Origin of the sequence: Lentzea sp., from assembly GCF_036380075.1 — a bacterium.
Taxonomy (GTDB): Bacteria; Actinomycetota; Actinomycetes; order Mycobacteriales; family Pseudonocardiaceae; genus Lentzea.
Window position 1 is genome coordinate 1 of record NZ_DASVFL010000305.1, and the last position, 23666, is coordinate 23666.

Sequence of the window (23666 nt, forward strand, 5' to 3'; positions counted from 1 at the left end):
CGACGTCACCGTCACCAACACCTCCGCGTCCGCCACGACCGGCTGGACCGTGCGGTTCACGCTGCCCGGCGGGAACGTCGTGACGCAGCTGTGGGGCGGCACGGCCGGCGCCTCGGGCACCGTCACCAACGCGCCCTACAACGGCGCGCTCAGTCCCGGTGCCTCCACGACCTTCGGCTTCCTCGCGTCCGGTTCCGGTGCGCCGGCTGTGGAGTCGGCCACCTGCACGGCCGCGTGACGCCCGTTCCCCCTGCCTCCCGATCCCTCCAACGACGAAGGGTCATCATGTTCCTCGCACGGTTGTTCACGTCCCGGCGCGCCCGGCTCACCGCGCTGGCCGCGGTCCCGCTCCTCGCCGTGACCGCGCTGACCGCGGTGGCCCAGCAGCCCGCCTCGGCCGCGCCCGGCTGTTCGGTCACCTACTCCGCACCGTCGCAATGGGACGGTGGGTTCACCGCGGGCGTCGTCGTCACCAACCTCGGTGACGCGGTCGACGGCTGGACGCTCACCTGGAGCTTCGGCGCCGGGCAGCAGGTGCAGCAGGCCTGGAACGCGCAGGTGACCCAGTCCGGCGCGCAGGTCACCGCGCGCAACGTCTCCTACAACTCGGCGATCCCCACCGGTGGCCGCGTCGAGTTCGGGTTCAACGCCTCCAGCAGCGGCTCCAACCCGAGCCCGGTCGCGTTCACGCTCAACGGCACGCTGTGCACGGGCGACGTCGGTCCCACCACGACGACGACCACGACGACCACCACCACGACGACGACCACGACGGGCAACCCGCCGGTCGGGAACCTGCCGTCGAGCTTCCGCTGGTCCTCGAGCGGGCAGCTGATCAGCCCGAAGCCGGACTCCACGCACGCGAACGTGGCGGTCAAGGACCCGAGCGTCGTCTACTACAACGGCAAGTACCACGTGTTCGCCTCGACCTACACCAACGGCTACAACCTGATGTACACCAGCTTCAGCGACTGGTCGCAGGCGTCGGCGGCACCGCACTTCTACCTCGACCGCTCCGGCGTCGGCAGCGGCTACCGGGCGGCGCCGCAGGTGTTCTACTTCGCGCCGCAACGCCTCTGGTACCTCATCTACCAGACCGGGTCGAACGCCTCGTACTCCACGACCACCGACATCTCGAACCCGTCGTCGTGGTCGGCGCCGAAGAACTTCTACGCCAACGGCATGCCGCAGATCATCCGCGACAACATCGGCAACGGCTACTGGGTCGACTTCTGGATGGTGTGCGACACCGCGAAGTGCTACCTGTTCTCCTCCGACGACAACGGGCACCTCTACCGGTCGGAGACGACCCTGGGGCAGTTCCCGAACGGCTTCACCAACACGGTGATCGCCCTGCAGGACAGCAACCGCAACCGGCTCTTCGAGGCGTCCAACGTCTACAAGATCGCCGGGAAGAACCAGTGGTTCCTGGTGCACGAGGCGATCGGCTCCGACGGCCGCCGCTACTTCCGCTCGTGGACCTCGACCTCGATCGCCGGGCAGTGGACGGCGCTGGCCGACAGCGAGTCGAACCCGTTCGCCCGCGCCAACAACGTGACGTTCCCGGGTGGACAGTGGACGCGCGACATCAGCCACGGCGAGATGGTGCGCACCAACGTCGACCAGACGATGGAGATCAGCCCCTGCAAGCTCAGCTACCTGTACCAGGGCATGGACCCCAACGCCGGCGGTGACTACAACCGGCTGCCTTGGCGGCTCGGGCTGCTGACGCAGACCAACTCGACCTGCTGACCCGCTGACCGACGCCGCCGGCTCGCCCTCCGGCGGCGTCCCCCTGCCAGAAAGGGGCGACGATGCCCTCCCGGTCCAGGACGTCCTTGCTCGCCGCGGTCCTGCTCGCGGCGACCTTCCTCCCCGCACCCGCCGCCACACCCGCCGCCTCCGCGGCCCCCGGCAGTCCCGCCCTCACCCCTCCGCTCGGCTGGAACAGCTGGAACAGCTTCGGCTGCGGCATCACCGAGAGCCAGGTCCGCCAGGCCGCCGACACGATGGTGTCGTCCGGCATGCGCGACGCCGGCTACCAGTACGTGGTGGTCGACGACTGCTGGTTCGACCCGCAGCGCGACTCGGCGGGCAACCTCCGGTCGCACCCCTCGAAGTTCCCGAGCGGCATGAAGGCGCTCGGCGACTACATCCACGACCGCGGCCTCAAGTTCGGCATCTACCAGGTGCCCAACGAGAAGACGTGCGCGCAGGGCACCGGCGCGTTCCCCGGCGCGACCGGCAGCAAGGGCCACGAGGCGCAGGACGCGCGGTCGTTCGCGTCGTGGGGCGTGGACTACCTGAAGTACGACTGGTGCTCGGGCGCCGGTACCCGCGACGAGCAGGTCGCCCGGTTCTCGATCATGCGCGACGCCCTGCGCTCCACCGGCAGGCCGATCGTCTACAGCATCAACTCCAACAGCTTCCACTCGCCGACCGGCGACCGGTACGACTGGAGCGAGGTCGCCGACCTCTGGCGCACCACCGAGGACCTGCTCGACATCTGGCAGAACGGCAACACCAACAGCTACCCGATGGGTGTGGGCAACGTCGTCGACGTCACCGCCCCGCTCGCCGTCCAGGCGGGACCCGGCCACTGGAACGACCCCGACATGCTGGTCGTCGGACGGCCCGGCCTGACGCTGACCGAGTCCCGTTCGCACTTCACGCTGTGGTCGCTGATGGCGGCGCCTCTCATGGCGGGCAACGACATCCGCACGATGTCCGCGGACGTGAGCGCGATCCTGCGCAACCAGCGCCTGATCGCGGTCAACCAGGACAGCCTCGGCGCGGGCGGGCGCCGGGTGCGCGACGACGGCGCCACCGAGGTCTTCGCCAAGCCGCTCTCGGACGGCACGGTCGCGGTCGGACTCTTCAACCGCGGCAGCGGCACCGCCACCATCTCCACCACGGCGGCCCAGATCGGGTTGTCCGGCAGCGGCTTCACGCTGACCGACCTGTGGACCGGCGGCACGTCGTCGACCTCCGGCGCGATCTCCGCCTCCGTTCCCGCGCACGGCGTCACGGCGTTCCGGGTGTCCGGCGGCAGCCTCCTGGAGAACACGACCTCCCGGCTGCGCGGCGCGGGCTCGAACCGGTGCCTCGACGTCGCGGGCGACTCGACCGCGGCCGGAGCGGGCGTGGTGGTCCAGGACTGCCTCACGCGCGCCGCCCAGCGGTGGACCTCCTGGGGCAACGGGGAGATCAGGGTGTTCGGCGACAAGTGCCTGGACGCCTACGACCAGGGCACCGCCAACGGCACGCGGGTCATCATCTGGCAGTGCAACGGCCAGGCGAACCAGCGCTGGACGATCGGCTCCGACGGAACCGTCCGCAACACCAACGCCGGCCTGTGCCTCGACGTCGAGGGCGCCGCGACCGGCAACGGCTCCCGGCTCGTGCTGTGGACCTGCAACGGCCAGACCAACCAGAGGTGGGCGCGATCATGAGATGGGCACCGGCCGCGGCGGCGTTGTCCGCCCTCACCCTGGTCGCCGCGGGAGTCGCCGCGAGCACCACCGCGCAGGCGGCACCGGGCTGTTCGGTCACCTACACCAAGACCTCCGAGTGGCAGGGCGGCTTCGGCGCGTCCGTGTCGATCACGAACACCGGTGACGCGCTCTCCGGCTGGACGCTGGAGTGGACCTACGCCTCCGGCCAGCAGGTGGGCCAGCACTGGAACGCCGTGATCACGCAGAGCGGCGCCGAGGTCAGCGCCCGCAACGCCTCCTACAACGGGTCCGTGCCGACCGGCGGCAAGGTCGAGTTCGGGTTCAACGCCACGTCCGGCTCCGCCAACGCCGACCCGGTGTCGTTCCGGCTGAACGGCACCACCTGCAACGGCGGTGGCACGGGCCCGACGAGCACCACGACGACGACCACCACGACCACGACCACGACCACGAACCCGCAGGCGGGGAACTTCACGAACCCCGTGCTGTGGCAGGACTTCGCGGACATCGACATCATCCGCGTCGGCGACGCGTACTACTACTCGGCCTCGACCATGCACTACTCGCCGGGCGCGCCGATCCTGCGGTCCTACGACCTGGTCAACTGGGAGTTCGCCGGGCATTCCGTGCCGCGGCTGGACTTCGGCTCCAAGTACGACCTCAACGGCAGCCGCGGGTACGTGCGCGGCATCTGGGCGTCGTTCCTCAACCACCGCAAGAGCAACAACACCTTCTACTGGGGCGGCTGCGTCGACTTCGCCCAGACCCACATCTACACCGCCACGGCGGTGGACGGGCAGTGGTCGAAGCTGTCCACCATCAACAAGTGCTACTACGACGCCGGCATGCTGGTCGACGACAACGACACGATGTACGTCGCCTACGGCAACACCACGATCAGCGTCGCGCAGCTGTCCGCGGACGGGAAGTCCGAGGTGCGGTCGCAGCAGGTGTTCCAGACGCCGTCGAACATCGGCACCCTGGAGGGCGCCCGGTTCTACAAGCGCAACGGCAGCTACTACATCTGGCTGACCAAGCCGGCGAACGGCCAGTACGTGCTCAAGTCCTCCAGCCCGTGGGGCCCGTACACCGTGCAGCAGGTGCTGCTGAACATGCCCACGCCGATCCAGGGCGGGGGAGTGCCGCACCAGGGCGGGCTCGTGCAGACGCAGAACGGCGACTGGTACTACATGGCCTTCGTCGACGCCTACCCCGGCGGCCGCGTCCCCGTGCTCGCGCCGGTCACGTGGACCTCCGACGGCTGGCCGCGCATCACCACCGTCAACGGCGGCTGGGGCGCGAGCTACCCGAAGCCGAACCTGCCCGCGCCACCGCGCCAGGTCAAACCCATGACCGGCGTGGACACCTTCGACGGCACCAGACTCGGGCCGCAGTGGGAGTGGAACCACAACCCCGACACCACGAAGTTCAGCGTCAACAACGGGCTCAGCCTCTCCACGGCGACCGTCACCAACGACCTGTACAACGCCCGCAACACCCTCACCCACCGCATCCAGGGCCCGACGTCCACCGGCACGGTCACGCTCGACGTGAGCGCGATGCGCGACGGTGACCGCACGGGCTTGGCGATGCTCAGAGACTCGTCGGCGTGGATCGGTGTCAAGCGGGACAACGGCCGCAACCGCGTCGTCATGGTCAACGGCCTCACCATGGACAGCAACTGGAACACCACCGGCACCGGCACGGAGGTCGCGAGCGCGGCCCTCACCGGCACCCGGATCTGGTTGCGCGCCAACGCCGACATCCGTCCCGGCAGCGGACGGCAGGCCCGGTTCTCCTACAGCACCGACGGCGTGAACTTCACGTCACTGGGCTCCGGGTTCACCTTGAAGAACGAGTGGCAGTTCTTCATGGGCTACCGGTTCGGCATCTTCAACCACGCCACGCAGTCGCTCGGCGGCACGGTCGGTGTGCAGCGGTTCGAGCTGTCCACCCCATGACGTGGCGCGGGTCCCGCACATGCGCCTGTGCGGGGCCCGCGCCGCTTCCAGCTCACCGGTCACGCCACCGGTGCCTGGCGTTCCCGGTCCAGCCAGGAGACCAGTGCCCGGCGGTCCACCTTGCCCAGCCCGGTGCTGGGCAGGGCGTCCACCGCCACGACCAGAATCGGAACGCAGTAGTACGGCAGCCGCCGCGCGACCGCCTTCCTGGCCGCGTCCGGAGACGCGTCCGCCGGGGTGACGAAGGCGGCCAGCCGGCCGTCGTGCACCAAGGTCGCGGCACGGTCCACCGCGTTCTCCAACGCCGAGGTGACGGCGTTCAGCGCCACCCGGAACCCGCGCACCTCCACCAGGTCGTCGACCCGGCCGTGGTGCTCCAACCGGCCGTCGTCCGTCCACCGGACCAGGTCGCGCGTCCGGAACATCACGTGGCCCTCGCCGAGGAACGGGTCGGGGCGGTACCTCCGCGCCGCCGGGTCCAGGCCGGTGTACCTCTCCACCACACCGGGCCCGCCGACCCACAGCTCGCCGATCGCGCCGATCGGGCAGGGCCTCCGCTCGTCGTCCAGGACGTAGACCGTCGTGTTCGGCACCGGTCTGCCGATGGCGAGCGGCTCGAAGTCCGGTTCGTGCTGCTCCACGGTGGTGACGAGGCCGAGGTCGGTCCGACCCCAGGCGTTGAGGAACCGCGCATGGCGCGACCACGCGTCCGCCAGCGCTCGAGGGCAGCGTTCGCCGGTCACCGCGACCGTGTGCGCGTTGCGGCAGGCGTCCGGGTCGATCGTCTCCAGGACGCTCGGGGTGGCGATCACGACGTCCGCGGTGCTCGCAGTCCGTTCGGCGTCGTCGCCGCGGAGCACGAGCGTGCCGCCGTTGGCCAGCGCGCAGAAGACCTCCCACAACGCCGGGCCGGAGGCGACGTGCAGCAGCTGCGCCACCCGCGTTCCCGGCCCGACGTCCAGCGCGCCGGGGGAGGTCAGCACCAGGTTGCACAGGGCGGCGTGGGAGACCGGCACACCGGTCTCCGAGGTGAAGACGACGGCCGCGACCTCGGACTCCGCGGTGGGCGTGCGCCGGAACGCGGGCAGGGGCGGCAGCGCGTCGATGGCGACGACCTCGGCCAAGTGGCTGGGCAACGAGTCCTTGCTGGTCGTGAGCACCAGGTCGATGCGTGCCGTGCGCACGACGTGCCGCAGGTGGCGCTCCGAAGCCGTCCGCGGGTCCTGCAGCACGGCGACCGCACCCGCCTTGAGCACCGCGAGGGTTCCCACCACCATCGAGGCCGACCGGGACAGGAACAGTCCCACGTGGTCACCGGCCCGCACCCCGCGGCGGACCAGGAGCTCGGCGAGCAGCGACGCCCTGGAGTCGAGCTCCCCGTACGTCAGCGACTCGCCGAGGTGCTCGACGGCCGGCACGTCCGGGTGCCGCGCGGCCCGCGCCTCGAACGCGTGGTGGACCTGGTCGAACGGCGGAGTCCTGACCGGACCGGCGCCGAACACCGCGAACAGCGCGCGGTCGTCCGGCGCCAGGTCGTGCAGAGCGGAATCGATGAACACGACACGAGGGTGCCCGTTCGGTGTTTCGCCCTCCGTTGAATCACCTGTCGATTCGATAGCTGTTGCGCAGCGGTGACTTTTCGAAACCCCGCGCCGCGACCTCGAAGCGCTAGTCCGCAGTGGACAGCTGGAAGACCGTCTCCTGGTGGTAGACCTCGCCGGGCCGCAGCACCGTGCTGGGGAAGTCCGGGCGGTTCGGCGAGTCCGGGAAGTGCTGCGCCTCCAGGGCGAACCCCGAGTGGCGGTCGTACGGCAGGCCGCCGGTGCCGACCAGCTCGTCGGTCAGGAAGTTGCCCGAGTAGAACTGGAGACCGGGCTCCGACGTCCACATCGTGAGCAGGCGGCCCGACACCGGGTCGCAGGCCTGCGCGGCGAACGGGCCGCCGTCGTCGAGCACCCAGTTGTGGTCGTAGCCGCCCGCGATCTCCAGCTGCGGGTGGGACGCGCCGATGCGCGCGCCGATCGCCGTGGGCAGCCGGAAGTCGAACGGGGTCGACTCGACCGGCACCGGGTCGCCCACCGGGATCAGGGTGCGGTCGACCGCGCAGAACCGGCCCGCGTTGAGCATCAGCGACTGGCCGAGCACGTCGCCGCCGCCCTCGCCGGCGAGGTTCCAGTAGGTGTGGTTGGTCAGGTTGAGCACCGTCGGCGCGTCCGCGGTCGCGCGGTAGGTGATGCTCAGCCTGTTCTCGCGGTCGAGGCGGTAGGTGACCTGCGCGGACACCGCGGCGGGGAAACCGCTGTCGCCGTCGGGGCTCACCAGCTCCAGCCGCACGCCCACGCTGTCCGCGTCGTGCAGCTCGGTCGCGGACCACACCTCGGTGTCGAACCCGGCCGGTCCGCCGTGCAGGCTGTTCGGCCCGTCGTTGACCGGCACGTGGTGCACGACGCCGTCGAGGGTGAACGTGCCGCGGGCGATCCGGTTGGCGTACCGGCCGACCAGGGCGCCGAAGAACACCCGGTTCGCGCCGGGCTGGCTGTTCTTGACGTAGTCGTCGAGCGAGGGGAACCCGAGCACCACGTTGGCGGGCACGCCGTCGCGGTCCGGTGCCTCCAGCGACTGGACCACACCGCCGTAGTCGAGCACGCGCACGGTGATCCCGCCCGGCCACGAGAGGGCGAACCGGTGGACGTCGGTGTCACCGAGCCGGCCGAAGAGCTCCCGGCTGATCTCGGGTTCCCGCTGCGACATCGAACTCCTTGAATCAGTTGACCTGGGCCCGGCAGTGCCGCGGCCGGATCCGTTGTGGCGCGACGCTTTCCAGGGTCGGCACGACCGGGACGACGGTGCCGTCGCGGTCGAACCTCATGCGGTCGATCGTGGTCTCGCGATGGGTGCCGTCGCCGCCCGGGACGGCGAACCGGTGGTAGGCGAGGTACCAGTCGTCGGTGCCCGGCACCCGCAGCATCGAGCTGTGCCCGGTGCCCTTGATGCCGAGCCTCGTGTCCTTGCTCAGGACCAGCCCGCGGTTGGTGAACGGGCCGGTGGGGCCCGGAGCGGTCGCGAGGGCGACGCGGTAGTCCTCGCTGCGGGTGTCGTCGACCGACCAGCTGAGGTAGTACGTGCCCTTGCGCTCCACCATGAACAGGCCCTCGCGGAAGTCCGTCAGTCCGGTGATCCGGGAGACCTTCCCGGCGTCATAGGAGATCATGTCACTGTTCAGCGGAACGACGTATGCCTCACCGTTGCCCCAATAGAGGTACGCCTGCCCGGAGGTGTCGACGAACACCGCGGGATCGATCGCCTGCCCGCCGCCGGGGTTGCGTTCCACCAACGGCTTGCCGGTGTCGACGAACGGCCCGGTGGGGGAGTCGCTGACGGCGACGCCGATCTTGGCCTCGGCGCAGAAGTAGAAGTAGTACTTCCCGTTCCGTTCGGCGATGGTGGGAGCCCAGGCGTTGCGGTCCGCCCAGCTCACGTCCGGACCGAGGTCGAGCACCACGCCCTCGTCCGTCCAGTCCACCAGGTTCTTCGACGACCAGGCGGAGAACCTGGTGCCGCTCCAGCCGTCGAAGCCGTCCGCGGTCGCGTACAGGTAGTAGGTGTCGCCGAACGCGACGATGTTCGGGTCGGCGTTCAGACCGGGCAGCACGGGACTGCGCAGCTCGTGGGCCTCGACCGTCCACTCCCGACTCTCCCGGCCCGACCGCACGGTGAACTTGCGCGGTTTACGCAGATCGACCGGGCCCGCCGGCGTGATCGAGGCGCCGGGCGCGAGCCCGAAGTCGATCCGGACCCGGCGCAGGTCGGTGCCGGGACGCACGGGGAGCACGACGCTGCCGGGTTCGATCACGGCGGGCGCTTTGAGCGACTCGTGCCCGGCTGACCGGATCAGCGTGGCGTTGAACGGAAGCGCTCCCACCTCGGCGCCCGACAGCGCCCGGTTGTAGAGGCGGACGTCCTTCATCCTGCCCAGGAACGGCTTGTCGCCCGCGTAGACCGACCTGCCGAGGTAGTTGGCCGCCGTGATGCCACCGCCGATGTCGGACGGCCTGGTGGTGGCGTTGGTGTTCCTGGCCACCTCGACGCCGTCCAGGTAGAGCACCTCGACCCCGTCGCCGACGGTCAGCGCGACGTTCTTCCAGACGCCTCGCGGCAACGCGCGGCCGGAGTTCGTGCCCTGCTCGGTGGTCCAGTCGCCGGTCGCGATCGCGCCGCGGTAGGTGTCGCCGGTGCTGAACAGGTAGCCGCTGCCGGTGCCGTCCGGTGCCGTGTTGCCGAACCCGTAGAGGAAGTACGGCGTCTGCTGGGCGGGGTCGACCAGCACGTCGGCGGAGATCGTGGCGGCCCGCGCGCCTGTCAGCAGGTTGTCCGGCAGCTGGACGTGCCCGCCCCGCAACGACAGCGCGCCGTCGGCCCACGTGGTGTCGCCGGCGGGCACGCCGTCGTAGCCGTGCCCGGTGGCGTCCGCGGCGGAGCCGTCGAGCGGCCAGTGCGCGACCAGGCCGGTGGAGTCGGCCTTCACCGGTGCCGGGGGAGCCTTGAGCCGCTCCAGCTCGGCCCGCGTCACCGGCAGCACCGTGCCGTGGCGCGGGGAGGCGGGCAGGCGCGCGCCGGTGGACATGGTCCACTTCCCGGACGCGAGGTCGGTCGTCTCGAACGGCACGTAGCCGCGGCCGCCGTACTCGTCGATGAACAGGTACCACCTGTCCTCGGTGTTGGACTTGAACCCGGTCGGGCCCTCGCCCGCGGAGAGCCCGGGGCTCGTCGGGGTGGCCTTGCCGATGCACTCGGCGACGAAGTCGTAGCCCGGGTCGAGCAGGTCGGCCGACTTCTCGGCGGTGATGTACTTGCTGCACGGCGACGACGACGAGTTGTTCCGCTCGTCCTTGGTGTAGCGGTAGTAGGTGCCGTCGTGCTCGATGACCGTCGAGTCGATGACCGAGTAGCCGGGGTCGATCCACACCTTCGCGGGGCTGAACGTCACGAAGTCACGCGTGGTCGCGTACATCATCCGGTTGTAGCTGCCGCCCGTGTGGCCGGGATCGTTCTCGGCGTACAGCTTCGACGCCCAGTAGACGACGTAGGTGCCGCGCTTCGCGTCCCAGAACGCCTCGGGCGCCCACGTGTTGCCTGCGGTCGGCGGCGACACCTGGACGCTGCGCTGGCGCGACCAGCTCCGCAGGTCGGTCGACTCCCAGACCATGATCGACCGGCTGCCGGTGCGCTGCGCCGCGTCCCAGCCGCGCCCGCCGTTGATCTTCAGGTCGGTCGCGAGCAGGTAGAACCGGTCGCCGTCGGGGGAGCGCAGGATGAACGGGTCGCGCACGCCCAGCTCGCCGAGACCGCTCTTCAGGATCGGCCGGCCGCCGTTGACCTCGGAGAAGTCGAGCGGGGTGTTGCCGTTGCTGGCGGCGGCGTAGACCTGCTCGCCGATCGGGCTGCTCTCGCCGGTGAAGTAGAAGAAGCCGTAGCCCTCGAGGGGTTCGGCGACGGGCAACGGGACGACGGTGGCGGTGAGCGCGCGGGTGGCGCTCTGCTGTCCGCGGCTGACCTTCGCGGTGAGCACGACCTTCACCGGTCTGCCGCCGGCGGGAGGACGGCTGACCTCACCGGTCGGCGTGATGACCTTCTCGTTCGACGACCGCCACGTGACGGTCGTGTCGTGGTCGCCGGTGGCGGGCAGGGTGAGGTGGCCGCGGACGTCGGAGATGTTCGGGACTTCCAGCGCGGCCGCCGCCGACCGCACGAGCGGTGCGGCGGCGGCCGGGGGAACCGGGAGCAGCGCGGCCGTCACGACCACGACGAGACCGAGGTGGCGCAGGGGTGCCATGGTCGCCTTCCGGGAGGGGAGCTCAGGCGCGTCGCTTGGTCCACACGTCGTAGGCGACGGCGATGAGCAGGACGAGGCCCTTCACGAGCATCACGCGCTCGCTGGGCGCGCCGATCAGGGACATGCCGTTGTTGATCACGCCCATGATCAGGCCGCCGGTGATGGCGCCGACGACCTTGCCGACACCGCCCTGCACCGCCGCGCCGCCGATGAACGCCGCCGCGATGGCGTCGAGCTCGAAGGACGCGCCGGCGGTCGGACCGGCCTGGTTGAGCCGCCCGGCGACGATCACGCCGGCGAGCGCCGCGAGCACGCCCATGTTGACGAACAACCAGAACGTGACGGCCTTGACCTTCACGCCGGACAGCGTGGCGGCCTGCAGGTTGCCGCCGATCGAGTAGATGTGCCGGCCGAACACGGAGTTGTTCGCCATCAGGGAGTAGCCGAGCGCGAGTGCCGCCAGCAGCACCAGCGTCCACGGCAGGTTGCGGAACCGGGCGAGCTGGACGACGACGGCCATGACGACGACGCCCACGCCCGCGATCTTGAGCACGAACACCGGCATCGAGTCGACGGCCTGGCCGTAGCCGAGCCGTGCCGAACGCTTGCGCCACTGCGACAACGCGAAGCCCGCGACGCAGGCGAGACCCGCGAGCAGGCTCAGCAGGTCGGCGCCACCCAGCGGGCCGAGCCCGATGTTGCCGAGGTAGCCACCCGTGAACCCGTTGGACAGCTTGCTGATCGCGTCCGGGAACGGCCCGATGCCCTGGTTGCCCAGCGTGGACATGGTGAGCGCGCGGAACACGAGCATGCCCGCCAGCGTGACGATGAAGGCGGGGATGCCGAAGTAGGCGATCCAGTACCCCTGCGCCGCACCGATCAACGCGCCGGACAGCAGCGTCAGCAGCACGGCCACCGGCCACGGCAGTCCCCATTGGACGGTCAGCACCGCGCAGATCGCACCGGTCAGCGCCACCGTCGAGCCGACCGACAGGTCGATGTGCCCGCCGATGATCACCAGGATCATGCCGATCGCCAGGATCAGCACGTACGAGTTCTGCACGATGACGTTCGAGATGTTCTGCGGCTGCAGCAGGTCACCGCCCGTGACCACCGTGAACAGCGCGACGATCAACGCGAACGCGACGTAGATGCCCGACTGCCGCAGGTTGATCGACAACCGCCGGGGCCGCTCGGGCGGGGCTGCGGCGGGGGCGGGCACGGTCTTCGTGGTCATGAGCTCTGTCCTCGCGTCATGTACTGCATCAGGCGTTCCTGCGTGGCCTCTGCACGGCTCACCTCACCGGTGATGCGGCCCTCCGACAGCGCGTACACGCGATCACACAGGCCGAGGAGCTCCGGCAGCTCCGAGGAGATCACCAGCACCGCGCGGCCCTGGGCGGCGAGGTCGTTGATGATCGAGTAGATCTCGAACTTGGCGCCCACGTCGATGCCGCGCGTGGGCTCGTCGAGGATCAGCACGTCCGGGTCGGTGAACATCCACTTCGCCAGGACGACCTTCTGCTGGTTGCCGCCGGACAACATGCCGACGGGCGTCGCCACGGTCGACGTCCTGATGCCCATCGAACGCCGGTACCGCTCGGCGACCGAGTTCTCCTCGTTCTCGTTCACCCAGCCGCGGCGCGACAGCTTGTCCAGCGCGGCCGCGGAGACGTTGCGCTGCACGGCCTCGATCAGGTTGAGCCCGTAGCGCTTGCGGTCCTCGCTGACGTAGGCGATGCCGTTGTCGATCGCCGCGCGGACCGACCGCGTGTCGATCTCGCGGCCGTCCTTGACCACGCGGCCCGAGACGCCGACGCCGTACGAGCGGCCGAACACGCTCATCGCGAGCTCGGTGCGGCCGGCGCCCATCAGCCCGGCGAGACCGACGATCTCCCCGCGCCGCAGGGAGAGCGTGGCACCGTCGACGACCTTGCGGTCGGGCTGGGCCGGGCTGTGCACCGTCCAGTCCTCGATCCGCAGCACCTCCTCGCCGATGTCGGGCGTGCGCGGCGGGAACCGGTCGTCGAGGTCGCGGCCGACCATGCCGGCGATGATGCGGTCCTCGCTGAGCCCCTCCGCGGGCAGCGTCTCGATGGTCCTGCCGTCGCGCAGCACGGTGACGGTGTCGGCGATCCTGGTGACCTCACCCAGCTTGTGGGAGATGATCACGCAGGTGATGCCCTCGTCCCGCAGGCCCTCGAGCAGGTCGAGCAGGTGCTGCGAGTCGTCGTCGTTGAGCGCGGCGGTCGGCTCGTCCAGGATCAGGAGGCTGACCTCCTTCGACAGCGCCTTGGCGATCTCGACGAGCTGCTGCTTGCCGACACCCAGATCGTCGACCCGGGTCGTCGGGTTCTCCCGGAGGCCCACGCGGTCGAGCAGCACCTGGGCCTCGTGGTTGGTGCGGTTCCAGTCGATGAACCCACGCCGCGCTCTCTCGTTGCCCAGGAACAGGTTCTCGGCGACGGAGAGCTGACCGCACAGCGCCAGCTCCTGGTGGATGATCACGATGCCGCGGCGCTCGCTGTCGCGCACGCCGTCGAACGCGCACGGCTCGCCGTCGAACAGGATCTCGCCGTCGTACGTGCCGTGCGGGTGCACCCCGGACAGCACCTTCATCAGCGTGGACTTGCCCGCGCCGTTCTCCCCGCAGATCGCGTGGATCTCACCGCGCCGCACGGTCAACGAGACCTCGTGCAGCGCGGTGACACCCGCGAACCTCTTGGTGATGCCGCGCATCACCAGGACGTCGTCGGTCACCGGGACCTACTTGAGCTGGTCGGCGGTGTAGTAACCGGACTCGACCAGTTCCTTCTGGTAGTTCGCCTTGTCGACGGGAACCGGCTGGAGCAGGAACGACGGCACGACCTTGACGCCGTTGTTGTAGTCCGTGGTGTTGTTGACCTCGGGCTTGCCGCCCTTGAGCAGCGAGTCCGCCATCTTCGACGCCACGTCGGTGAGCTGGCGGAGGTCCTTGAAGATCGTGGAGTACTGGTCACCCTTGATGATCGACTTCACGGAGGCGACCTGGGCGTCCTGGCCGGTCACGATCGGGAGCGCCTGGCCGTTCGTGCCGTAGCCGTTGCTGCCCAGCGCGGAGATGATGCCGATCGAGATGCCGTCGAACGGGGACAGCACGCCGTCGACCTTGGCGCCGCCGTAGGTCGAGGTGAGCAGGTCCTCCATGCGCTTCTGCGCGGTGGCCGGGTCCCAGCGCAGGATCGCGACGGTGTTGAAGTCCTTCTGGCCCGACTTCACGACGAGCTTGCCCTGGTCGATCAGCGGCTGGAGGACGGACATCGCGCCGTTGAAGAAGAACGTCGCGTTGTTGTCGTCGGACGAGCCGGCGAAGAGCTCGATGTTGAACGGGCCCTCGCCCCTGGTCTTCAGCCCGGCGAGCAGCGAGTTCGCCTGCTGCACACCGACCTTGAAGTTGTCGAACGTCGCGTAGTAGTCGACGTTCGGGGTGTTGAGGAGCAGCCGGTCGTAGGAGATCACCGGGATCTTCGCGTCGGCGGCCTGCTGCAGCTGCGAGCTGAGCGACTTGCCGTCGATCGACGCGACGATCAGGAGCTTGACGCCCTTGGTGATCTGGTTCTCGATCTGGTTGGCCTGGGTGGGGATGCTGTCTTCCGCGTACTGCAGATCGACCTTGTACCCCTTGCCCTCCAGGGACTTCTTGAGGCTGTCGCCGTCGCGCACCCACCGCTCGGACGACCGCGTGGGCATCGTGACGCCGATCAGCGCGCCTTCCCCCGAGCCGGTCTTTTGATCGACTGTCTTCTCCGACGAACCGCAGGCCGCGAGGGAGACGGCGAGTGCGGTGGTGACCGCGATCCGGACAAGCCTCATTGGTTCTCCTCGATGTCACCGACAGGCAACAGTGCTGTAGGCGGCGAGTGTTATCGCTAACAACTTTGCCGTCAAGTGTCGAGACGATAACGCCAGGTTCGTCTGTTAGCGCTCACAGGCGGCACTCAGCGGAAACTCCCGTCAGTGCCTTCCGGGGACGTGCGGCGCAGCCGGCGGTGCCGGATCGCGGGCCGTCTCGACAGGTCGGCGGAGCGGGGTGGAGGCCGGGGGATTGGTCTACCGCAGACTCGATCTCCGCGCCAGGCCTCGGCGGCCGGGTTCCGGCCCGTCCGCCGGAAACGCCGAACTCCCCGGAAAACGACGGACGCCCGCCCCCACCGAAGTGGAGACGGGCGTCCGTCACCCGCGCGTCACGCGGTCTTGCAGGTCTTGCCGTTCACCGTGAAGGCGGTCGGGTTGGCGCCGCTGCCGGAACCGTTGAACCCGATGTCCACGGACTTGCCGGGGGCGACGGACCCGTTCCACGACATGCTGGTCGCCGTCACGTCCCGCCCGGTCTGCGACCACGTCGCCGACCACCCGGAGGTGACCCGCTGCGTGCCGGGCAGCGCGAACGCGAGCTTCCAGCTCGTCCACGGCGTGGTGCCGGTGTTGGTGATCCGGACCTGCGCCGAGAGGCCGTCGTTCCAGCGGCCGGCGGTGAAGGCGACCTCGCAGTCCGACTTCGGCTGCACGACCGTGCCCGACTTCTCCGCCGCCCAGCCAGACACCCAGGCCAGCGCGGAGTTCCAGTTGACCGCCACCTCGTTCACCGAGTAGGCGCCGATGTCGTCCACCCAGCACTTCTGCTGCGGGCAGCCGGCGAGCAGGCGCTGCGCCACCGGGTCCTGCAGCCCGCTGTTCGGGCCGCCGGACAGCGATCCGGGCGGCGCGATCGGCAGCGTCGGGTCGTTCTGGTGCGCCCAGAAGCGGTGGTGGACGTTGCGCACGGCCTGGTCGCCGTAGCCCGCCACGTACGACGTGCTCAGCGGGTTGCGGCCGAGGAGGTAGTGCAGCGCCTCGAACACGCCGTCGCGGTACTTCGCGGCGCCGGTGAAGTCGTGCGCCAGTGCCAGCACGGTGGCGTTGTTCAGGACCGTCGAGTTCGATCCCCAGACGTAGCCGGCCGTGCTGTTGTCGTAGGGCGTGGCGTAGCCCATCGAGGCCATCGCGGTCAGGTGCTGGTCCGCCACGGTGGCGAACGCGGATCTGATCGCGGTGACGTCCGCCGCCGGCAGGCCGTTGGGGACCAGCGCCAGCGTGATGTCACCGAGCGGAGCCGTTCCGCCCCAGTAGAAACCGCCGCGGTTCAACGACGCCGCCTTGTAGTGCGGCGACGCGGTCACGTCGGTGCGGTACGCGGCGTCACCCGTGGTCGCGTACAGCTCCGAAGCGGCCCAGTAGAACTCGTCGCTCACGGTGTCGTCGTTGTACGCGCCGCCGCCCGTGCCGTCGTTCGGGTCGGCCAGCTTCGCGGGGTTCGCCTTGGCCGCCGTGTACGCCTTGCGGGCCGCCGCGAGCAGCGTCGCCGAGTACGGCGCGTCGATCGTCTTCCACAGCCGGGACGCCTGCGCGGCCACCGCGGCCAGGTTCAGCGTCGCGGCGGTGCTGGTGGCGGACAGGCGGCGCGGCTGGTCGTCCAGTTCGGGACGGGTGGGCAGCGCGGTCCAGTTGGCGTCGTGGATCTTGTGGTGCGCCATGCCGTCGGGCGCCTGCATCTTCAGCAGGAAGTCGACCTCCCAGCGCGCCTCGTCGAGCAGGTCCGGCACGCCGTTGGCCTTCTCCGGGATGTTCAGCGACCCGTCGCGGTACGCGGTGGCGTCACCGACGCGGGAGGCGCGCTCGTAGGCGTTGAGGAGCTGCCACGTCGCGATGCCGCCGTTGACGACGTACTTGCCGTGGTCGCCGGCGTCGTACCAGCCGCCGCGCACGTCGAGGGTGTAGCCGCACGCGAGGTCGGCGCGGCACGGCACGTTGTTGTCGCCCTGGTTGGGCGCGACGTTGACGTGCCCGGCCGGCCGGGCGTACTCGGTGCCGACGTACTGCGCCTCGATCGGCGTTCCGCTGCGCTGGTGGTAGAAGAACGCCAGCGAGTCGGACCGCAGCCGCTTGAACGGGTCGGCGGAGATGTCGAACGGGAAGCTGCTGTCCTCGCCCACGGTCAGCGTGTAGCCGGTGCCGGGCGTGTCGTACGACGAGAAGTCGATCTGGTGCACCGGGTCGCCGGACGTCGCGTCCACGCCCTTCGGCACCGACTGCCCGGTCGCCACCGCCGTGCCCGCGGAGTTCTTCAGCACCCACGTCTGCGCCGTCGTGGCGGAGGAGACCAGGGTCGCGCGCTTGGGCAGGCCCGGCGCGTACGCCACCAGGTCGACCTGGACCTTCTTGGCGGGGTTGGGGTTCACGCCGCCGGGCGGCTTCACGCCGCCGACCACCGACACGTTGTCCACGCAGATCGTGTTGTCGAACGTCTGGCCGCCCAGCTGGAACGCCACCTGGCCGTTGCCCGCGTCCGGGAAGTCCAGAGTGGACGTGAACGAGAACGTGAAGTGCTGCTTGGTGGGGGAGAGCGTGAACTGCTGGCTCGCGATCCCGCGGTACGGGCTGACGCTCTCGCCCGCGGCGGCCGTGACGGGCTGCGCCGTCGTGGCATGCGCGTCGAACGAGAACGTGTAGGACTGGCCGCTCTCGAACGGGATGCCGTTCTGCCCGATCAAGGCGTCCCAGGGGTTCGTCGTGCCGCCGGTCACCGACGCGCACAGCTCACCGCCGGTCACGCGGTTCGTCACTCCGGCGCCGCTCCACCAGGGATCGGCGCTGCCGCTGTCGAACCCTCCGTTGAGCACGCGTTCGTAGTCCGCCGCGACGGCCGGGGCCGCGAGCGGGAACGCGGTGAGCGCCACGAGCAGGGTCGCGGCGAGCAGGCGTGGGGGTTGCGATCTCATGGTCGTGAGGTTCTCCGTCCTCGTCGACGGGGCGTCTGGGAGCGCTCCCAGGCGACCGTAGGCGGAGTCCGGCGACGGCTACAAGCCCTCTTCGGCCGTTGACGGCATTCGACGCGGTTTCGACGGTCGATTCGACTCGAAGCCCGGCGGGGGTCAGCCGAGCAGGCGGTCGACCAGGTCGCTCCACCCGGCCTCGACGCGCGCCAGCGGCATGCCGTGCCCGTGCACGAGGTGGTCGACGAGCACGACGTCCAGCGACGACAGCAGGGTGTGGGCGAGCAGCTCGGCGTCGGCGCCGGGGAGTGCCGCGCGGAGCAGCACGACCACGTGCCGGTGGCGCAGCTGCCGCGCCGGGACCGAGAAGCGGCGGCCCGGCACCGGCTCGGCCGCCAGGTACAGGTCGAGGTTCGCGTGCTCGTGGCGCAGCAGGGCCGGGCCGAACGCCCTGAGCCGCGCGATCGGGTCCGCGCCGGGCCCGAGCGGTGCCGGACCGCTGAGGAACGACTCCTGGAACCGCCGCTCCGACCGGTCGAGCAGGGCTTGGAGCAGGCCGTTGCGGTCGCCGAAGCGCCGCGACACCGTGCCCTTGCCGACGCCCGCCGCCGCGGCCACCGTCTCCATCGTGATCGCCGCCGCGCCGCGTTCCTCCGCGAGCCGGGCCGCGGCGTCGAGCAGCAGCGCCCGGTTGCGCACGGCGTCCGCGCGCAACTGCCGCTCAGGGCCCGCGAGGGGGAGACGCGGTGTGCTGTCGATCACTCCGATAGCCTAACCCGGAAGATAACCGGGCCGCGTCCCGTTTACCCCCGTAGTTCACCCGAAGCCTTCACCCTGGGAGTCACACCATGGCCGTCCGCATCCTCACGCTCGTCGGCAGCCTCCGGTCGGGGTCGCACAACCGCCGGCTCGCCGAGGCCGCGGTCCAGATCGCGCCCGAGCACGTCGAGGTCGGCGTCTTCGAGGGCCTGGACACCGTGCCGTTCTACAACGAGGACATCGACGTCGAGGGCGACGTCCCCGCCGCGGCCGCCCGTCTGCGCGAGGCCGCCGCGCAGGCCGACGCGCTGCTGCTGGTCTCGCCCGAGTACAACGGCACCATCCCGGCCGTGCTGAAGAACGCCATCGACTGGCTGTCGCGCCCCTACGGCGCCGGCGCCCTCAACGGCAAGCCGGTCGCCGTCGTCGGCACCGCGTTCGGCCAGTACGGCGGCGTGTGGGCGCAGGACGAGGCCCGCAAGGCCGTCAAGATCGCCGGCGCCGACGTGGCCGAGGACCTGACCCTGTCGATCCCGGGCTCCGTCGTCCGCTTCGCCGAGCTGCACCCGGTCGACGACCCCGAGGTCACCGAGAAGCTGGCCGCCGTCATCGAGGGCCTGGCCGCGCGCGCGGGCGCCACCGCCGCCGTCTGATCCCGAACACCCGGAACGGGCCCGTCCTGCGACCGCGGGGCGGGCCCGTCACGCACTCCCGCGGCGCACCAGCGAGGTCGGCAGCAGCATCGACTGCGGGAGCTTCTCCTCGCCGCCGAGCTCGGCCAGCAGGCGCCACGTCATCGTGCGGCCGAGCTGTTCGACGTCCTGCCGCACGGTCGTGAGGGGCGGGGTCGCGGTCGACGCGAGGACCGAGTCGTCGAACCCCACCACCGCCACGTCGTCGGGGATCCGGTAGCCCCGCGCCTGCAACACCCGCAGCGCGCCGACGGCCATGATGTCCGCGGCCACGAAGACCGCGTCGAGGTCGGGTGCGCGGCGCAGCAGCTCCTCCATGGCGAGCGCGCCGCTGTCGGGCGTGAAGTCGCTGTGCACCACGAGGTCCACGGGCATGCCGTGCTCGGCGAGCCCGCACCGCCAGCCGCTGAGCCGGTCCATGCCGACCGCCATGTCGCGCGGGCCGGCGATCGTGGCGATCTTCTCGCGGCCCAGCGAGATCAGGAAGCGCACGGCCCCGAGGGAGCCGTTGAAGTTGTCCGAGTCCACGAACGGGGCCCCGCCGCCCGCGAGCGGACGGCCGCCCGAGACGACGGGCAGCCCCGTCTCGTGCAGCGTGCGCGGCAGCGGGTCCTCGCCGTGCAGACTCACGACCAGGGCGCCGTCGACGTGTCCGCCGGTGAGGTAGGCGACCTGGTCCTCGCCGTCGAGCGGCTGGTTCATCATCAGCAGGAGCTGCACGTGCCGTCCGGCGAGCTCGGCGTGCACCCCGCGCAGGATCCCGGCGAAGAACGGGTCCGCGAGGACCCGGCTGCCCTGCTCGGAGATCACCAGCGCGATGGCGTTCGCCTTGCTGCCGGCCAGGGTTCTCGCGGCGTGGTTCGGGCTGTACCCGAGCAGCGCGATCGCGCGGTGCACCGCCTGGCGGGATCGCTCGCTCACGTACTTCTCGCCGTTGATCACCCTGGACACGGTCGACTTCGACACCCCGGCCACGCGCGCGACCTCCTCGATGCGCGGGCCGGGGCGGCGACTCCTGCCTTCCGTCATGACACGGAGACCAGCGCGTTGTCCCGCGCCACCCGGCTGTACCACCTCGCACTCATCTTCGGGGTGCGGACCTGCGTGTCGTAGTCCACGTGGACGATGCCGAACCGCTTCGCGTACCCCTCGGCCCACTCGAAGTTGTCCAGCAGCGACCAGCAGAAGTAGCCGCGCAGGTCGACCCCCGCCATGATCGCCGTGTGCGCGGCGCGCAGGTGCGAGGCGATGAAGCCGGTGCGGTCCACGTCGTCGATCGCGCCGTTGCCGGAGAAGTCGTCGCGGAACGCGGCGCCGTTCTCCGTGATGTACAGCGGGAGCTTCGGGTAGTCGTGGTGCACCCGCAGCAGCACGGAAGTCAGACCGTCCGGCCGGACCTCCCAGCCCATGTCGGTCGTCGGCGCGTCGCGGACCGGGAACGACGCCTGCTGCACGCCCACCCACGGCGACGGGCCGGGCTCGCTGCCGTTGGCCGACGAGCTGACGTAGTGCTCGGTGTAGTAGTTGACGCCGAGCATGTCCATCGGACCGGAGATCACGCCGAGGTCGCCGTCGTGGATGTTGTCCGCGAAGCCGAACGGCTCCAGGTCCGCCACGACGTCGGCCGGGTACTCGCCCTTCAGCAACGGGTCCAGGAAGATCCGCTGTTGCAGGCCGTCGAGCCGGCGCGCCACGTCGAGGTCCGCGGGGTCGCGCGGGTCGACCGGGATGATCGGGTACATGTTGAGCGTGATGCCCACCTGGGCGTTCGGCGAGGCGGCCCTGATCGTGTCGTTGGCCAGGCCGTGCCCGAGCAGCAGGTGGTGCACCGCGGCGACGGCGGCGCGGGGCTCCGTTCGGCCCGGCGCGTGGACGCCGGCCGCGTAGCCGAGGAACGCCGAGCACCACGGCTCGTTCAGCGTCGTCCAGGCGTCGACGCGGTCGCCGAGCGCCTCGACGGTCGCGGCGGCGTAGTCGGCGAAGCGGAACGCGGTGTCGCGGTTCGCCCAGCCGCCCTTCTCCTCGAGCGCCTGCGGCAGGTCCCAGTGGTACAGCGTCGGCCACGGCGTGATGTCGTTCTCGCGCAGCGTGTCGATGAGCCGCTTGTAGAAGTCGAGGCCCTTCTGGTTGACCTCGCCCGCGTCCGGCCGCACGCGCGGCCAGGCGATCGAGAACCGGTAGGCCTGCAGGCCCAGGTCCGCCATCATGGCGACGTCCTGCTCGAACCTCCGGTAGTGGTCGGCCGCGGGTTCACCGCAGTCGCCGCCCACCACCTTGCCGGGCTGCCGGCAGAACTCGTCCCAGATGGAGTCGGTCCTGCCGTCCGCGTCGGTCGCCCCCTCCACCTGGAACGCCGCGGTCGCGGACCCCCACAGAAAACCCTGTGGGAATACAATGTTCTCCATTTTCACCCCTTGACGGCGCCCTGCATGACACCGGCGACGATCTGCCGCCCGAGAACGAGGAAGACGATGAGCACCGGAATCGTCGCGAGCGTGGTTCCGGCGAGGACGAGCGAGTAGTCGACGTAGTAGCCGCTCTGCAGCTTCTCCAGCGCCACCTGGAGCGTCGGGTTGTCGGCGTTGAGCACGACCAGCGGCCACAGGAAGTCGTTCCAGGACTGCATGAACGTGAAGACGCCCAGCATCGCGGCGGCCGGCCGGGCGGCCGGGAGCGCGACGTGCCAGAAGGTCCGCCACAGGCTGCAGCCGTCCATGCGCGCCGCCTCGACGAGCTCGTCCGGGATGGCGTCGAGCAGGTACTGCCGCATCCAGAACACGCCGAACGCCGTGACGAGGTTCGGCACGATCACGGCTTCCATCTCGCCGGCCCAGCCGAACTCGGCCATCGCCATGTACAGCGGGATGATGCCGAGCTGGGTGGGCACCGCGAGCGTCGCCACGACGAACAGGAACAGCACGCCGCGGCCGCGGAACCTCAGCTTGGCGAAGGCGAAGCCCGCCAGCGTCGACAGCAGCACCACCGACAGCGTCACCGTGCCGGAGACGAGGAAGCTGTTGCCCAGCGCCTTCCAGAACGGGATGGTGTCGAACACCCGCATGGCGTTGCTGAAGAAGTTGCCGCCGGGGATCAGCGTGAAGTCACCCGTCAGCACCGAGTTGTCGCGGCTCGCGACGAGGTAGGACCAGTAGAACGGGAACGCCGAGCCGAGCACGAACGCGCCCAGGAGGCCGTAGATCACGAACGATGGCCTGCGGGTCGTCATCGAACGGCCCTCCTGGTGATGAAGAAGTTGAGAGCGGCGACGGTGATCACGACCAGGAACAGCACCCACGCGATCGCGGAGGCGTAGCCGAGGTCGAGTCCCTGGAACGCCGACTGGTACAGGTACAGCACGACGGTCTGGTACTGGTGCTCAGCGCCACCGCCGCTGCCGCCCGACGGTTCGAACAGCTTCGGCTCCGTGAAGATCTGCAGGCCGCCGATGGTCGACGTGATGACCACGAAGATCAGCGTGGGCTTGAGCAGCGGGAGCGTGATGCTGAAGAACTGGCGCAGCGCGCTCGCGCCGTCCACCACCGCCGCCTCGTAGACGTCCCGCGGGATCGCCTGCATCGCGGCGAGGACGATCAGCGCGTTGTAGCCGGTCCACCGCCAGTTGACCATCGACGCGATGGCGACGTGGCTGCCGAACGTGCTGGCCTGCCAGTCGATCGGGCCGATGCCGACCGCGGTGAGCACGTCGTTCACCAGGCCGTACTGCGGGCCGAACAGGTTGCCGAAGATGATCGTCAGCGCGACGAGCGAGGCGACGTAGGGCAGCAGCACGCCCATCCGCCAGCCGGTGCGGGCCCGCAGGTTCGCGTTCAGCAGTGCCGCGAGCACGACCGCGACGACGATCTGCGGCAGGCTGGAGAGCAGGAAGATGCTGAACGTGTTGAACAGCGCGTTCCAGAACTGGTCGTCCTGGAACAGGGTCCGGTAGTTCTCCAGCCCGATGAACGCCGGCTCGTCCGCCCCGACCTCCCAGTCGAACAGGGAGACGTAGGCGGTGTACAGCAGCGGGAACAACCCGACCGTGGCGAACAACACGAAGAACGGTGCGACGAAGAGGTACGGCGAGACCTTGGTGTCCAGGTTGGACAGGCGGTAACGCCGCGGAGGCCGCGGGCGAGCCTCCTGCGCTCGCCCGCGGTCCACCTTGGAGAGAGTGG

Annotated in this window: 17 protein-coding genes; 5 read left to right on the forward strand and 12 right to left on the reverse strand. The window is 70.1% G+C overall.

Going from position 1 to position 23666, the window contains the following annotated elements; translation table 11 throughout:
• The 4 genes from VF330_RS32060 to VF330_RS32075 form a co-directional block, all read left to right on the forward strand.
• The coding region (locus tag VF330_RS32060) for a cellulose binding domain-containing protein (protein ID WP_330855445.1) at window positions 1-238 on the forward strand (238 nt) is incomplete at its 5' end.
• A 47-nt stretch (window positions 239-285) separates the two neighbouring features.
• Entirely contained in the window at window positions 286-1752 is a 1467-nt protein-coding gene (locus VF330_RS32065; protein WP_330855446.1) for a non-reducing end alpha-L-arabinofuranosidase family hydrolase, read from the forward strand.
• 62 nt (window positions 1753-1814) lie between these two features.
• Entirely contained in the window at window positions 1815-3452 is a 1638-nt protein-coding gene (locus VF330_RS32070; protein ID WP_330855447.1) for a glycoside hydrolase family 27 protein, read from the forward strand.
• Entirely contained in the window at window positions 3449-5416 is a 1968-nt protein-coding gene (locus VF330_RS32075) for a family 43 glycosylhydrolase (protein ID WP_330855448.1), read from the forward strand. The genes VF330_RS32070 and VF330_RS32075 overlap by 4 nt, the downstream gene beginning before the upstream one ends.
• A gap of 59 nt (window positions 5417-5475) precedes the next feature.
• On the opposite strand, the gene VF330_RS32080 is transcribed toward VF330_RS32075, so the two are convergent.
• The 8 genes from VF330_RS32080 to VF330_RS32115 form a co-directional block, all read right to left on the reverse strand.
• A complete protein-coding gene (locus VF330_RS32080; RefSeq protein WP_330855449.1) occupies window positions 5476-6975 on the reverse strand; it encodes an AMP-binding protein in 1500 nt (499 codons plus the stop codon).
• Between the two features lie 109 nt (window positions 6976-7084).
• On the reverse strand, window positions 7085-8167 hold the full coding sequence (locus VF330_RS32085; RefSeq protein ID WP_330855450.1) for an aldose epimerase family protein: 1083 nt from the start codon (window positions 8165-8167) through the stop codon (window positions 7085-7087).
• Window positions 8168-8180: 13 nt separating this feature from the next.
• Window positions 8181-11249: a family 43 glycosylhydrolase gene (locus tag VF330_RS32090; RefSeq protein ID WP_330855451.1), complete on the reverse strand. Its 3069-nt coding sequence runs from the start codon at window positions 11247-11249 to the stop codon at window positions 8181-8183.
• Window positions 11250-11271: 22 nt separating this feature from the next.
• Window positions 11272-12486 (reverse strand): multiple monosaccharide ABC transporter permease, encoded by a 1215-nt coding sequence (gene mmsB / locus VF330_RS32095; RefSeq protein ID WP_330855452.1) that lies wholly within the window; start codon window positions 12484-12486, stop codon window positions 11272-11274.
• Entirely contained in the window at window positions 12483-13988 is a 1506-nt protein-coding gene (gene mmsA, locus VF330_RS32100; protein ID WP_330855469.1) for a multiple monosaccharide ABC transporter ATP-binding protein, read from the reverse strand. The genes mmsB and mmsA overlap by 4 nt, the downstream gene beginning before the upstream one ends.
• Window positions 13989-14015: 27 nt before the next feature.
• Window positions 14016-15101, reverse strand: coding sequence for a multiple monosaccharide ABC transporter substrate-binding protein (chvE, locus tag VF330_RS32105; protein ID WP_330855453.1), 1086 nt, complete (start codon window positions 15099-15101; stop codon window positions 14016-14018).
• 371 nt (window positions 15102-15472) lie between these two features.
• Window positions 15473-18046 carry a glycoside hydrolase family 9 protein gene (locus VF330_RS32110; RefSeq protein ID WP_330855454.1) on the reverse strand — a complete coding sequence of 858 codons (2574 nt, stop codon included), beginning with the start codon at window positions 18044-18046 and terminating at the stop codon, window positions 15473-15475.
• 153 nt (window positions 18047-18199) lie between these two features.
• Window positions 18200-18802 (reverse strand): TetR/AcrR family transcriptional regulator, encoded by a 603-nt coding sequence (locus VF330_RS32115; RefSeq protein ID WP_330855455.1) that lies wholly within the window; start codon window positions 18800-18802, stop codon window positions 18200-18202.
• Window positions 18803-18888: 86 nt separating this feature from the next.
• On the opposite strand from VF330_RS32115, the gene VF330_RS32120 reads away from it, so the two are divergent.
• Entirely contained in the window at window positions 18889-19452 is a 564-nt protein-coding gene (locus tag VF330_RS32120) for an NADPH-dependent FMN reductase (RefSeq protein ID WP_330855456.1), read from the forward strand.
• Window positions 19453-19500: 48 nt separating this feature from the next.
• Here VF330_RS32120 and VF330_RS32125 read toward each other — a convergent pair whose 3' ends face one another.
• The 4 genes from VF330_RS32125 to VF330_RS32140 are packed head-to-tail and all read right to left on the reverse strand — an operon-like array spanning window position 19501 to window position 23652.
• A complete protein-coding gene (locus VF330_RS32125) occupies window positions 19501-20520 on the reverse strand; it encodes a LacI family DNA-binding transcriptional regulator (RefSeq protein WP_330855457.1) in 1020 nt (339 codons plus the stop codon).
• Window positions 20517-21896 carry a GH1 family beta-glucosidase gene (locus tag VF330_RS32130; RefSeq protein WP_330855458.1) on the reverse strand — a complete coding sequence of 460 codons (1380 nt, stop codon included), beginning with the start codon at window positions 21894-21896 and terminating at the stop codon, window positions 20517-20519. The genes VF330_RS32125 and VF330_RS32130 overlap by 4 nt, the downstream gene beginning before the upstream one ends.
• A gap of 2 nt (window positions 21897-21898) precedes the next feature.
• Window positions 21899-22717 (reverse strand): carbohydrate ABC transporter permease, encoded by an 819-nt coding sequence (locus VF330_RS32135; RefSeq protein WP_330855459.1) that lies wholly within the window; start codon window positions 22715-22717, stop codon window positions 21899-21901.
• On the reverse strand, window positions 22714-23652 hold the full coding sequence (locus VF330_RS32140) for a sugar ABC transporter permease (protein WP_330855460.1): 939 nt from the start codon (window positions 23650-23652) through the stop codon (window positions 22714-22716). Before VF330_RS32140 ends, VF330_RS32135 begins: the two co-directional genes overlap by 4 nt.
• Between the last annotated feature and the right edge of the window lie 14 nt (window positions 23653-23666).